General features: G+C 72.1%; 14 protein-coding genes. 6 read left to right on the top strand and 8 right to left on the bottom strand.

The genetic code is table 11. From position 1 onward, the window contains the following. Positions 1–6: 6 nt before the first annotated feature. Positions 7–825 (bottom strand): hypothetical protein, encoded by an 819-nt coding sequence (locus ASD16_RS14970; protein ID WP_055919069.1) that lies wholly within the window; start codon positions 823–825, stop codon positions 7–9. Continuing rightward, positions 822–1,466 (bottom strand): DUF1684 domain-containing protein, encoded by a 645-nt coding sequence (locus tag ASD16_RS14965; protein WP_235523332.1) that lies wholly within the window; start codon positions 1,464–1,466, stop codon positions 822–824. The genes ASD16_RS14970 and ASD16_RS14965 overlap by 4 nt, the downstream gene beginning before the upstream one ends. A gap of 56 nt (positions 1,467–1,522) precedes the next feature. On the opposite strand from ASD16_RS14965, the gene ASD16_RS14960 reads away from it, so the two are divergent. Genes ASD16_RS14960 through ASD16_RS14945 form a run of 4 tightly spaced genes read left to right on the top strand, consistent with a single transcriptional unit; the run spans position 1,523 to position 5,173 of the window. Then, positions 1,523–2,446 (top strand): LLM class F420-dependent oxidoreductase, encoded by a 924-nt coding sequence (locus tag ASD16_RS14960; RefSeq protein ID WP_055920548.1) that lies wholly within the window; start codon positions 1,523–1,525, stop codon positions 2,444–2,446. 50 nt (positions 2,447–2,496) lie between these two features. Continuing rightward, complete coding sequence (locus tag ASD16_RS14955) at positions 2,497–3,081, top strand: CDP-alcohol phosphatidyltransferase family protein (protein WP_055919066.1); 585 nt, start codon at positions 2,497–2,499, stop codon at positions 3,079–3,081. Continuing rightward, the gene (locus ASD16_RS14950) at positions 3,078–3,956 is read left to right on the top strand and encodes a phosphatidate cytidylyltransferase (protein ID WP_055919062.1); all 879 of its coding nucleotides are present in this window, start codon (positions 3,078–3,080) and stop codon (positions 3,954–3,956) included. Before ASD16_RS14955 ends, ASD16_RS14950 begins: the two co-directional genes overlap by 4 nt. Then, positions 3,953–5,173 (top strand): lysophospholipid acyltransferase family protein, encoded by a 1,221-nt coding sequence (locus ASD16_RS14945; protein WP_055919060.1) that lies wholly within the window; start codon positions 3,953–3,955, stop codon positions 5,171–5,173. Before ASD16_RS14950 ends, ASD16_RS14945 begins: the two co-directional genes overlap by 4 nt. On the opposite strand, the gene ASD16_RS14940 is transcribed toward ASD16_RS14945, so the two are convergent. The 4 genes from ASD16_RS14940 to ASD16_RS14925 form a co-directional block, all read right to left on the bottom strand. Beyond that, entirely contained in the window at positions 5,116–6,366 is a 1,251-nt protein-coding gene (locus tag ASD16_RS14940) for a glycosyltransferase 87 family protein (protein WP_082570899.1), read from the bottom strand. The genes ASD16_RS14945 and ASD16_RS14940 overlap by 58 nt on opposite strands. 153 nt (positions 6,367–6,519) lie before the next feature. Next, entirely contained in the window at positions 6,520–6,702 is a 183-nt protein-coding gene (locus ASD16_RS14935; RefSeq protein WP_157453960.1) for a hypothetical protein, read from the bottom strand. A gap of 84 nt (positions 6,703–6,786) precedes the next feature. Next, entirely contained in the window at positions 6,787–7,416 is a 630-nt protein-coding gene (locus ASD16_RS14930; protein WP_055919052.1) for a LytR C-terminal domain-containing protein, read from the bottom strand. Beyond that, entirely contained in the window at positions 7,413–7,709 is a 297-nt protein-coding gene (locus ASD16_RS14925; RefSeq protein ID WP_055919049.1) for a type II toxin-antitoxin system VapB family antitoxin, read from the bottom strand. Before ASD16_RS14925 ends, ASD16_RS14930 begins: the two co-directional genes overlap by 4 nt. 291 nt (positions 7,710–8,000) lie before the next feature. On the opposite strand from ASD16_RS14925, the gene ASD16_RS14920 reads away from it, so the two are divergent. After that, positions 8,001–10,592 (top strand): rhamnogalacturonan lyase, encoded by a 2,592-nt coding sequence (locus tag ASD16_RS14920; RefSeq protein ID WP_055919046.1) that lies wholly within the window; start codon positions 8,001–8,003, stop codon positions 10,590–10,592. Positions 10,593–10,908: 316 nt separating this feature from the next. Here the strand turns inward: ASD16_RS14920 and ASD16_RS14915 are convergent, their stop codons facing one another. Further along, positions 10,909–11,988 carry an acyl-CoA desaturase gene (locus ASD16_RS14915; RefSeq protein WP_082570949.1) on the bottom strand — a complete coding sequence of 360 codons (1,080 nt, stop codon included), beginning with the start codon at positions 11,986–11,988 and terminating at the stop codon, positions 10,909–10,911. A 146-nt stretch (positions 11,989–12,134) separates the two neighbouring features. Further along, positions 12,135–12,338 (bottom strand): cold-shock protein, encoded by a 204-nt coding sequence (locus tag ASD16_RS14910; RefSeq protein ID WP_028049733.1) that lies wholly within the window; start codon positions 12,336–12,338, stop codon positions 12,135–12,137. A gap of 263 nt (positions 12,339–12,601) precedes the next feature. On the opposite strand from ASD16_RS14910, the gene ASD16_RS14905 reads away from it, so the two are divergent. Then, positions 12,602–12,997 (top strand): YchJ family protein, encoded by a 396-nt coding sequence (locus ASD16_RS14905; protein ID WP_055919041.1) that lies wholly within the window; start codon positions 12,602–12,604, stop codon positions 12,995–12,997. Positions 12,998–13,021 lie beyond the last annotated feature (24 nt).

Here is a 13,021-nt window from a genome sequence, read left to right as displayed (position 1 = left end):
CGGCCGTCAGTCCAGACCCAGCAGTGCTCGCCAGGCGCGGTGGTGCTCGACCGTGACGCCCTCGTAGCCGGGGAGGGTGCCGAACGCGTCCGCGACCAGCGCGGTCTCCTGCTCCAGGACCGTCGGGCCCTCGTCGATGAACGTGAACTGCGCCCCTCCCGCGACCTCGGCGGTGTCCGTCTCGACGCCCACGGTGAACGGCAGCCCTGCCGCCGACGCCGCCACGACCGCCGGGGCGGCCAGCGCGACGATCCCGTCGGGACCCTGCGCGTGGTCGCTGAACGCGACGACGCCGACGCGACCGACCCGCGCGAGGATGGCGTCGAGCAGGGTGCCGCCCTCCCACGGCTCGTGCGCGAGCCACCACGGGGTGTCGACCCCCAGCGAGACGCCGGCCGGCAGCGCCGCGAGGACACCGTCGAGCAGCGTGAGCCATTGCGCGCACAGAGCGTCCCGGTCGGCGGGCCAGCCGGGGGTCGCCCACGGCTCGACGTCGAGCTGGACGCTGTCGCTCGGGCCGGAGCGCAGGGCGGTCAGCGCCCAGGTGACCGCGAGTGACGGCTCACCGAGCCACCCGGGGTCACCGCCCAGCGGCCCGACCGCGACGCCGGCGCCCTGCAACGCCGTGGTCGCCGCACCGAACCAGTCGCCGACGGGCCCCTCGTCGGCCGCCCAGGGTGCCGACAGGAAGACCCGCTGGATCGCGCGGTCCTGGCAGAACGCGACGAGCGCGGCGGGTTCGGCGGGGGCGTAGTCGCGACCGCGGGCGTCGAGGGTGCGGGCGACCGGGTTGTCCCAGGCCCACATCGACGTCAGCGCGCTCACGACCTCATCCGTTCGCCCACCGGGACCTCGACGGCGAGCGTGTTGGCGCGGGTGGCCAACGGACAGGTCCACGCCGGGTCGTAGGCGCACGACGGGTTGTACGCGAAGTTCAGGTCGATGACGAGCTTGTCCTGTGCCATGCCGAGATCTGCCCCCTTGATGGTGTCCAGCAGGTACCGCCCGCCGCCGTACGTGCCGCCGGGTGTCCCCGCGAGCGCGTCCTTCAGCGGGACGAACAGGCCGCCCCCGTAGCCGCGGATCACCCACACGGCGAGCCTGCCCAGGTCACCCAGCTCGACGGTGCCGATGCGCTCGAACGGCACCACGCCATCGGCACCGGTGCTGACGTCGAGCCGCTGGGCGGTGGCGGGCAGGACCTCGCACTCGAACCGGTAGGCGGGGTCGTGGTGCGGGATGTCGAGACCCTCGAACGACGCCTTCGCGACGGCGTCCAGGGGTGATGCCGGGTGCTCGGCGAGCAGCTCGTCGCGTCGCTGGACCCACACGGCGTGCGCGGCCGCCGGGTCGTCAGCAGCCATCCGGCGGACGTCGGCGTAGATCCCGGCGACGCGACGGCGCCAGTCGGCCACCGCGAAGGGCTCGTCGGCAGGATGGCGTCCGGTCACGATGGCGGGGATCACGTCCACACCGTCGCACGGCGCGCTGCCCGGGGTCGACCTGTGTGAGGGTGGTCGGCATGGATCTGCGCATCTTCACCGAGCCCCAGCAGGGGGCCACGTACGACGACCTGCTCGCCGTCGCCAAGGCCACGGAGGACCTCGGCTTCGACGCCTTCTTCCGCTCCGACCACTACCTGAGCATGGGCTCCGGCGACGGTCTGCCGGGTCCCACCGACGCGTGGACGACCCTGGCCGGGCTGGCCCGCGAGACCAGCCGCATCCGGCTGGGCACCCTGGTCTCGTCGGCGACGTTCCGGCACCCGGGCGTGCTGGCCATCCAGGTGGCGCAGGTCGACCAGATGTCCGGCGGCCGCGTCGAGCTGGGCCTGGGGGCCGGATGGTTCGCGCAGGAGCACGCCGCGTACGGGATCCCGTTCCCCGAGAAGCGGTTCGGCCTGCTCACCGAGCAGCTCGAGCTGATCACCGGCCTGTGGGGGACGCCCGTGGGGGAGCACTACGACTTCGCGGGCGAGCACTACCAGCTCAAGCGCTCACCCGCGCTGCCCAAGCCGGTGCAGGCCCGGGTGCCGATCATCGTCGGCGGCAGCGGCCCGAAGCGCACACCCGCGCTGGCCGCCCGGTACGCCGCCGAGTTCAACCAGTCGTTCCCCGCACCGGCCGACGTCGAGGGTCGCGTCGCCACCGTCCGGGCGGCGTGCGAGGAGGCCGGCCGGGACCCGTCGACCCTGACGTTCTCCGTGGCGCAGGTGCTCTGCGCAGGTCGCGACGACGCCGAGGTGGCTCGCCGCGCCGAGGCCATCGGGCGCGACGCCGCCGAGGTGCGGGCCGTCGGGTTCGCCGGCACGCCGACCGCCGTCGTCGACCGGATCGGCTCCTACCGGGAGCTCGGCATCACGCGCGTGTACCTGCAGGTGCTCGACCTGCACGACCTGGACCACCTGGAGCTCGTCGCATCGGAGGTCGCGTCGCAGCTGGGCTGACCTGGGGGTTGCTGCCGTCGTCGCGTGCCGGGACTCGCTAGGGTCCCGGCATGCGCGGCCTGTATGCACTCAAGCCCTGGTACACCCGACAGCTCGACGGCGTCGTCCGGTGGGCCGTCGCCCGCGACGTGTCACCGGACGTGTTCACGTGGCTCGGCGTGGTCAGCGCAGCGCTGGCCGCCGTCGCGATCGCGGTCGGCGTCTGGCCGCTCGTCCTCGTGCTGCTCGCCGGTCGGCTCGCGGGTGCCAACCTCGACGGAGCCGTCGCGCGTGCCCGCGGCGTGTCCCGGCCCTGGGGGTTCGTGGTCAACGAGCTCGGGGACCGGGCTGGCGACCTGCTGATGTTCGTCGGCCTCGCCGTGCTGCTGGGCCGGTTGCAGGGCGGTGCAGGTCTGGTGCTCGTCCTCGTCGCCGCGCTCGTCGCGACCCTGCCGACGTTCGTCTCGTTGGCTGGCGCCGGGGCGGGCGCGCCCCGGATCAACGGGGGCCCGTTCGGCAAGACCGAGCGGTGCCTCGTGGTGGTCGTCCTGGCGGCGGCCCCCGGGCTGTCGCCGATCCTGCTGCCGGTGATGATCGGGCTGTCGCTGGTGACGGTCGGGACGCGCCTGCGTGAGCTGCACCGGGTCCTCGCGTGAACCTCGTGCCGGATCTCGAGATCCACCTGCGGCTCCTCGGGTGGCACCTCGACCTCGACGGCCGGGCCGTCTGGCTCTTGGCCGTCAGCGTGACGATCCTCGTGCTCGCCGCGATCCCTGTGTTCCTCTCCGGCAAGCCGGAGCTGCGCCGCCGCTGGACCACGTGGGCGCTGATCCTGCCCGTCATCGGCATCCCGATGTGGCTCGGTCCGGGGCCGACGGCGGCGCTCGCGGCGCTGCTCGCGCTGCAGGCGGTCCGCGAGTTCGCCGCGATGATGCGGTTGCCCCGCGCCGAGACGATCCTCCTGCTGGTGCTTGCCGTCGCGTACCCGGTGGCTGCCTGGCTGGCCCCCGACCTGCTCGCTCTGGTGCCTCTCGTGGCGCTGCTCTGCGCGGTCCCCGCCCTGCTCGCGGGGGACTCGGAGCGCGGCCTCGAGCGCGCGACCCTGACGGCCTTCGGGTCCATCTGGCTGTGCTGGTCGCTGGCCAACCTCGTCCTCGTCGGCAGTGATGCGTACCTCCTGTGCTTCGCTGCGGCCGCCACCGACATCGCAGCCTGGTGCGGGGGGACGGGCCTGCGCCGGTACGCCTGGGCCCGACGACCACTCTCCCGGCTCAGTCCGAACAAGACCGTCGGCGGTATGGTCGGAGCCGCCGTCGGGGCAGCCATCGTGCTGGTCGTGCTGGACTCCGCCTCGCCGGGGCTGTACGTCGCCGTGCTGCTCGGGAGCGTCGGAGGAGACCTGTTGGAGTCGATGGTGAAGCGCCGGGCCGGGGTCAAGGACGCCGGGGCGTGGCTGCCCGGCTTCGGCGGTCTGCTGGACCGTGTGGACTCCTTGCTGCTCGTGCTGCCGCTCGCCGCGGTGCTCGCATGACGTCGCGTCGACGCGTCGGCCTCCCGCCCGGGTTCAACCTGGCCGGCGCCGTCCGTCACACGCTCTGGCGCAACGTCTTCCACCTGGTCGGCGGGTACAAGGTGCGTGGCTCGGCGCCCTACGAGGCGATGGTGATCGTCGCCAACCACAGCTCGCACGCCGACACCCCGGCGCTGATCGCCGCCTTCCCCGCGCCGTACAAGCCGGTGGTCGTCGCGGCCGAGGACTACTGGTTCGAGAAGGCGTGGATGCGGCTCGGCCTCAAGCTGGCCATCGGCGCGGTCCCGGTGCACCGCAAGGGCGGCGGCTACTCGGGGCTGGTGGACGGCGCGCAGGCCGTGCTCGGCGCCGGATCCAGCCTGCTCGTGTTCCCCGAGGGCACCCGCAGCACCGACGGCCGGCTGGGGGAGCTGCGCAGCGGGGCCGTCCGGATCGCCCGCGAGTTCGACGTGCCGCTGCTGCCCGTCGCCATCGTCGGCACACGTGACCTGCTGCCCAAGGGCGGCGGGCTGCACCCCGGCCCCGTGGAGGTCCGTCTCGGCCACCCCATCCAGCCGGAGGACCTCGTCGACGACGACATGTCCCCGGTCGCCCACCAGCTCGAGGCGCTGCTCGCCGAAGGTCCCGCGACCGCGTCCGAGTCCCGCACGTGGCGCACCCTGCACCGCGCGATGGACGGCAGGGCCGGCATGGCGGGTGCCGCCGTCTGGGGGTTCGCCGAGGCCGTCAGCTGGCCGGTGACGATGGAGATGTACCTGGCGGTCGTCGGCGTCGCCAACCCGCGCCGGATCCTGCCGGCGGCCGCGTGGCTCACGGCCGGGTCGGTCGCGGGTGTCCTGGTCACCTCCGAGCTGACCCGGCGCGGACTGCGACCACCGGCTCCGCTGACCACGGCCACGATGCGCGACGCTGCGGCGCAGCACATGGCGGCGGGCGCGCGCGGTGTGTGGAAGCAGGCGGCGAACGGTGTCCCGGTCAAGCTCTACGCCGCGGCGGCCGGGGAGGCAGGCATTCCCCGGATCCCGCTCGCGGTGCACACGGCCGGCGCACGCGGGGCGCGTGCGGTGGCGATGGGTGCGGCGATCGGGGGAGCGGCCGTGGTCGGGCACCCGGTCCTGCGCCGGTTCTACGTGCCCTACCTGGGCGTCCTCGGCGTGACCTACGCGGCCGGGCTCGCGCTGGTGATCCGCTCCTGGCGGCGCAAGTCGTCGGGGTGATCGTCGGGCGGTAGGGGCCTGACCAGCGCGACGACGGTGTGCACGAGCAGCACGACGAGCGCGACGTTCCGGGCGGCCAGCGTCAGCGTCACCGCAGGGCCGCCGTAGACGACCTCGTTGTAGAACCAGGGAAACACCACCTGCGTCGCCGCCGCGGTGCCCAGCACGAGCCACGCGGTCGTCCGCCAGCCGGGCAGCCGCAGCGCCAGGGCGACCGCCACGGGAGGGGCCAGCCAGCCGATGTACTGCGGTGATCCCACCTTGTTGAACACCAGCATCGCCAGCGTCAGCAGCATCGCACCCCGCACCAGCAGCTCCGTGCGCGCGATCCCGCCGGACCACATGCGCGCACCCAGCCGCTCACGTCGCCACCAGAGCAGCAGCGCGGCCGCACCGAGCGCGAGGAAGAAGAGCGCCCCGAGCACGTCCGCAGCACCCTGCGTCCCCGGTCCCTTGATCTCCCAGGTGACGATCGGCTGGTTCAGGTACCGCGTGATCGACGTGGAGAACAGGCCGGCCACGAGCCACGGGGTGGCCCCGGGCGACTCGATCTGCAGCCCGCGCTCCTCCTGCTCGGTCAGGAACGACGACACGTGGGGCAGCCCGCCCAGCGCCGCGACGGTCCCGACGACCACGACGCTGACGATCGCCGCCGGCACCACCACGCTGCGCCACGGGCGGCGGACCGCCACGAACAGCGCGATCAGCAGGGCACCGGGCGCGACCTTGACCCAGGCTGCGGCCGTCAGGAGCGCGGAGGTGATGCGCGGATGGTTCAGCGCGATCGACAGCGCGACTACGACCACGGGGGCGATGACGGCGTCGAGACGACCCATCGCCACCGGTCCGAGGAGCGCCAGGAACGCGAGCCACCACCAGGCACCGAGGGCGGTCGGCGGCTCCTGCGGCCGGTCCGGCCGACGCGTGTGCAGCAGGAACGCGAGCGCGACCGCGTCGAGCACGGTGATCATCAGCGCCCAGATCGCGGCGTACGGGGAGCCGCCACCCGCTCCGCCGACGGCGGCGGCGAGCATCGGGACGATCGCGCCTGCGGGGTACACCCAGGAGCCCGAGAGGACCGGCCACTGGCCCTCGTTGAGCCCGAGCCACATCCAGTAGCGGTACAGGTCGAGGTCCCAGAACGCCTGCTGCGGGATCAGGACCAGGCCGACGAGCGCGAGCCAGCCGTGCACGAGGACGAACGCGACCCAGACGGCGGTGGTGGAGTGCAGCAGGCGGCGGAGCAGCGCGACCTCCGAGGCAGTGGCCGGACGCGGCCGACGAGCGGGCAGGAGATCAGGCTAGCCCGCTCGTGGACCTCGGCGCCGCCCCGCTGCCTGTGAGTATCAGACCCCGCGGCCCGGGGTCGGCGGCAGCGGCACGGTCCCCGCAGCCGTCCCGGCGACGGGGAACACGGCCGTGCCCTCAGGGTCGACGTACTCGTCGTCGCGCGGCGCGTCGTCGGGGGCGGGTGGCGCGTCCGGGGCCGTCTCCAGGACGGGGTCGGGTGTGGTGTCTGACTCGGTCATCGTCGACCTCCCTCGTCGTCCGCGGTCGGTGACCACGGCAGGGATCCACGGTCGCACGGACGTCATCGCCGTGCACGACGGGCGTCAGCCGGCGGGGGCCTCGGTCGCGGCGGGAGCCACGGGAGCGACCACCTCGTCGAACGGCGTGCAGCCCGCGGGCGCCACGAGGGGGGCTGCCGGGTCGAGGACGACCGTGTCGATGGGGTTGAGCTCGGCGAACTCGGCGCCGAGCGCCAGGTCCAGGCTGGCGTCCGCGCGGGGGTCGAGCACGAGGACCGCGCCGTCGATGTGTGCCGCGAGGGTGTAGGCCTGGGCGACACCGCCGACCCCGAAGATGATGCGCGCCGTGCCGTCGTAGGTGGCCGTGGCGTTCTCGGCGGACGCGACGACGAAGCCGCGCTCGGACAGGGCCGCACCCGTGGCACCGGCCAGGCCGACGCGGGTGGTCGCGTTGAAGACCTTCACGGTGATCTGGTTGGCGGCCACCGGGAGCGCCCCGGCCGGCGGGCACGGGTACGGGTCCTGCGAGGCCGTGGGGCTGGGGGCGGTCGCGAAGTCACGCGCGAACACGGGCAGGTTGAGGCTGCCGGTGAAGATCGCCGCGGCACCCAGCCCGGCCAGCGCGAGCGCGGCGAGGAGCACCCCGAAGATGACGGCCTGCCGCTCGTGCATGTGCCGCCGTCGGAGCTGCCGGGCGCGGTCCTGCTCCGTCACTTGATCACCAGCACCCGTGCGTGCAGCAGTGCGCGCTGGTGCAGCGCCGCCCGGACCGCCCGGTGCAGGCCGTCCTCCAGGTACATGACGCCGCGGTACTGGACCACGTGCGCGAACAGGTCGCCGTAGAACGTCGAGTCCTCCGCGAGCAGCGCGTCGAGGTCGAGGGTGCGCTTCGTCGTCACCAGCTCGTCGAGCCGTACCTGGCGCGGCGGGACCTCGGCCCACTGCTTGGCCGTCTCGAGCCCGTGCTCCGGGTAGGGCCTGCCCTCGCCCACCGCCTTGAAGATCACGGAGGGAGTCTAGGTGACACGCCGCCCGCCTCGTGCCGACTGCGCGGGTGACGTCCCCGAGCCGCCGCGTGGGGCGATCCGGGCGTGGTCGAGCTCCCGGATGGATAGCGTTTTCCTCTGCCGGGAGCGCTCCCGTCAACGGTTTCCGGCGAATGTCGCAGGAGGGGTTGACTCGGGTGAACCAGGCGATACGGTCGTGGGCGGTCGGGGTCAAAGGCGCCCCCGGCTTTCCTCATCGGGGCGACCCTCTTCACCCGTGGGGGACGCCTAGCCGATTGAAAGGATTCAAGGATGAGTCTGACGCAACGACGAGGACGAACGCTCACGGCGATCGCCGGGTCCGTGCTGCTCGTCGGCACGCTCGCTGCCACCCCCGCCACCGCCGCGCCGATCGCTGGGACAGGTATCGGGCACGGACCCGGCAAGGGTCCCGACGGCCTGACCCTCGAGCGCCTCGATCGCGGGCTCGTCGTCGCGGCCACGTCCGACGGCGTGTTCCTGTCCTGGCGGCTGCTCGCCGGCGAGGTCACCGGCGCCACGGCGTCCGGGCTCACCGGTCCCGACTTCGCCGTCTACCGCGACGGCACCCTGCTCGGCACGGTCACCGACTCCACCAACTTCGTCGACCCCGCCGGCACCACCGCCTCCCGCTACCGGGTCGCCGCGGTCGTGGACGGCGCCGAGGTCGACGGCGCCGAGGCCACCCCGTGGGCGCAGGCGAGCCTCGACATCCCGCTGCACAAGCCGGCCGACGGCGTCACCCCGGTGGGCGAGGCGTACACGTACTCGGCGAACGACATGTCCGTGGCCGACGTCGACGGCGACGGCCAGTACGAGTACATCGTCAAGTGGGACCCGTCGAACTCGAAGGACGTCAGCCAGCTCGGCTACACCGGCAACGTCTTCGTCGACGCGTACGAGCAGGACGGCACGCAGCTGTGGCGCATCGACCTGGGCGTGAACATCCGCGCCGGGGCGCACTACACGCAGTTCCCCGTCTACGACTACGACGGTGACGGCAAGGCCGAGCTGATGATGAAGACGGCTCCCGGCAGCAAGATCACGCAGTACAAGGCCGACGGAACTGTCGCGTCCGAGAAGTACGTCTCGCTTCCGGGGCGCGATCGCGCCGCCGGCGTCACCGACACCGTCGACTACCGGCTGAGCAAGCAGGGCTACTTCGACCACCTGGTCACCATGCTCCAGGGCTGGAGCAGCCACCCCGAGGTCGTCGCGGGCCACTGGCCGTCGACCGTCGAGGCTGCGCTCGGCATCGCGCCGCAGTACGCGTACCCGCTGTCGCACGAGGACGCCACGGCGCTCGCGAACTACTTCATCGACGTCTACGCCCCCAGCCGCAGCGCCCGCAACGTGCTGCGCAACTTCGAGGGCTTCATCGTCGACGGTCCCGAGTACCTCACGGTGTTCGCGGGGGCGACCGGCAAGGAGCTCCAGACCATCGACTACAAGCCGGGCCGCGGCGACGACGGCCTGCTCTGGGGCGACTACGCGATGGCCCGCATCGAGCCGGGCAACCGCGTCGACCGCTTCCTGGCCGGTGTCGCGTACCTCGACGGGCAGACGCCGTCGGCGGTCTTCGCCCGCGGCTACTACACGCGCACCACGCTCGTCGCGTACGACTGGGACGGCAAGAAGCTGAAGGAGCGCTGGTACGTCGACTCGGGCCACGTCCCGATGACCAACCCGTTCAACGACGGCCCGCACGGCCGCGACGGCACCGACCCCGTCTACGGGAAGATCACCACGCAGGGCTTCCACTCGCTGTCCGCGTCCGACGTGGACGGCGACGGCAAGCAGGAGATCGTCTACGGCGCGGCGACCATCGACGACGACGGCTCCGTCCTGTACTCGTCGTTCGACACCCTCCCGGCCGGCAGCGCGGCACCGGGCCAGGTCGTGCGGCTCGGGCACGGTGACGCCATGCACGTCACGGACGTCGACCCCGACCGTCCGGGCCTGGAGATCTACACCAGCCACGAGGGCGCCACCTTCGCCCCCTACGGCATGGACCTGCGCGACGCCGCCACCGGCGAGGTCATCTTCGGCAAGTACTCCGGGGCCGACACGGGCCGCTCGATGATCGGGGACGTCCTCCCGGACGTGCGCGGCCTCGAGGTCTGGGCGAGCCTGCCCGGCGGGTCCGGGTCGCTCGGGCTGTACTCGGCGACGGGGACCTTCACGCCCGGCGCGATCCCCGGCACCAACATGAGCATCAAGTGGCTGCCGGACGGCACGACGCAGATCGTCAACGGATCAGCGGCGCAGGACGTCACGATCGACGACTGGACCCGCGGCCGTCAGCTGACCGCCACGGGCACCCGCTCGAACAACGGCACCAAGGGCAACCCGTCGCTCGTCGCGGACGTGCTGGGCGACTCCCGCGAGGAGCTCCTGGTCCGCACCGAGGACTCGTCGGCGATCCGGCTGTTCACCAACACCGTGCTGAGCCACACGAAGATGTACACGCTCATGCACGACCCGCAGTACCGCGTCGAGGTCGCCCGTCAGCAGACGACCTACAACCAGCCGTCGGACGTGGGCTTCTACCTCGCGTCGGACACCGACTACACGCAGGTGCCGGTGCCGTCGTTCTACGCGCCGGGCAGCATCGACGCCCTGCGCGACGCGACGAAGGCGCAGATCGCCGCCGGTGCGATCACGGGTGTCGCGGCCGCAGGGTTGCTCGCCGCGGTCGAGGTGGCCGACAAGGCCGCCGACGCGGGCAACGAGAAGATCGCGGTGAAGTCGCTGACCGCGTACGTGCAGCTGCTGACGCCGCGGACACGACTGTCCACCGTCACGCCTGCCGCCCGGGCGATCCTCGGGTATCAGGCGCAGCAGGTGATCTCGATGCTCGACTGACCCTCGAGGATCGAGGGGTCGCGAGGGCAAGCGCGACCCACGGGCGCCGGTCGGGGTCACTACCGACCGGCGCCCTTCTGCGTGCGACCGTCGCGACAGGACCCGACCCGACCCAACGCCGCCCCCGTGTGGCCGCGTCCGTCTCTCCTGCAGCGAGCAAGCCATGAGTGCCGCGACAGCGCGCCGCCGCGGCACTCATGGCTTGCTCGCGCGGCTGAGGCCGTCGCGCGACCACATCCACAGCCGGCTCTCCCGCGGCGCCGACGACGAAGCCCCCGCCACCCAGAGGGTGACGGGGGCTTCGTGGAGCCGAAGGTCAGACGCGGTAGAGCGCCGTCATCGGGCAGTTGAACGGGTCGCGGTCGGGCTTCCCGACGGTGTTCAGGTACTTCACGATGATCGAGTACGACCGCGGCAGCGACACCTGGACGTACGGGATGTTGTGCTCGCGGCAGTACGCCTCGACGATCGGCTTCGCGCGGCGCAGCGACGGGCGGGGCATCGACGGGAACAGGTGGTGCTCGACCTGGTGGTTGAGCCCGCCCATGAGCACGTCGACCCACTTGCCGCCGCCGATGTTCCGGCTGGTCAGCACCTGGCGACGCAGGAAGTCGAGACGCGAGTCCTTGGGGATCAGGGGCATGCCCTTGTGGTTCGGGGCGAACGAGGCGCCCATGTAGAACCCGAACACGCCCATCTGCACGGCCAGGAAGACCAGCGCGATCGGCCAGGACATCGTCAGGAAGACGAGCGCGGTGCCACCGACGAGCCGGATGGTCATCATGACGATCTCGGCTGCGCGGTGCTCCAGCTTCTCGCGCGACGAGAGCCGCTTGATGGCGGCGACGTGCAGCGCCACGCCCTCGAGCAGCAGGAGCGGGAAGAAGAACCAGCCCTGGTGGTTCAGGTACCAGACCGACAGCTTCGACGTCCGCTTCGCGGCCTGGGCCGGCGTGAACGCCAGCGCCTCGATCTCGATGTCGGGGTCCGTGTCGATCTTGTTGGGGTTGGCGTGGTGGCGCGTGTGCTTGCGCTGCCACCAGCCGTGGCTCAGGCCGACGAACAGGTCAGCGAGGACGAGGGACGTCCAGTTGTTGGCACGCCCGTCAGCGAAGATCTGGCGGTGCGCGGCGTCGTGGCCCAGGAACGCGACCTGCGTGAGGATCACGGCGGCGACGAAGGCGACGGCGATCTGCCACCAGGAGTCGCCCACCAGGATGATCGTCGCGACCAGCCCGAGGACGGCCAGGACGGCGGCGGAGAGCCGGACGGCGTAGTGCGCGGGGCGGCGCTTCATCAGGCCGGCGGCCTGGACGGTGCGCGTCAGCTCGGTGAAGTCGCTGACCGCGCGGTCGCGAGGCCGGGTGGGGGTGGGGCTGAGCGTCGAAGAGCTCATGGACATCCGTCCTGTCGGGTCGTGCAGAGCGCGGCGCGAGTTCGGTCGGGGGATGAGCAGATCGGGGGCGCCTCGGTGGTGATGCGACGAGACCCCGGCCACGGGGCCGGGGTCTCGTGCGATGGAGCTATGAGCTCAGTTCAAGCTCAGAGAGGCGTGATGTTCGACGCCTGCGGGCCCTTGGGGCCCTGCGTGACCTCGAACTGGACCTTCTGGTTCTCCTCGAGCGTGCGGTAGCCGCTCGTCGTGATGGCGCTGTAGTGCGCGAACACGTCGGGTCCGCCGTCCTCGGGGGCGATGAAGCCGAAGCCCTTCTCGGCGTTGAACCACTTCACGGTGCCAACAGGCATGATGTTCTCTTCTCTCACGTGCGGTATGGACAACTCCCGGGTGACCGGGACCGGTATTCACGGTGTTCGTCGTCCGTCTCCGAGGTGGTCCTCGAGAACGTCCTGCCAAGTTTCCTCGGCCGTCATGACAAGCGATTCACTGCGACTACAGGGACAACCGTACGGCACGACGGGCCGGACGGGAACGGAAGTGACGCATTCGGCGTCCTGGGCAGCGGAGAGTTCTTGCTACGTTCGCCCCGACGACGGGGTGGGGAGGGCCGATGAGCGAGGACGACGACCGCTGCCCGTGCGGGACGGGCGAGACGTACGGCGAGTGCTGCGGCCGCTACCTGGCCGACGGCCGTCGGGCGCCGACCGCCGAGGCCCTGATGCGCTCGCGGTACACGGGCTTCGCGACCGGCGCCGCCCACTACCTGCTGGTCACGTGGCACCCGAGCACCCGGCCGGACCTCCTCGACGTCGACGACGAGATGTCCTGGTACCGGCTCGACGTGGTCCGCAAGGACGCCGGTGGACCGTGGGACGACGCCGGCACCGTCGAGTTCGTCGCGCACTACCGGCTCGCCGACGGTCGGCGCGGCCGGCTGCACGAGACGAGCCGCTTCGTGCGCGAGGACGGCCGCTGGCTGTACGTGGACGGCGGGATCGGCTCGTAGCGCCGGCGCGCGGGATGTCGGTGC

Origin of the sequence: Cellulomonas sp. Root485 (genome assembly GCF_001426705.1) — a bacterium.
GTDB lineage: Bacteria > Actinomycetota > Actinomycetes > Actinomycetales > Cellulomonadaceae > Cellulomonas.
Note: the sequence above shows the minus strand (reverse complement) of the source record. Positions and strands in the feature narration are given on the sequence as shown.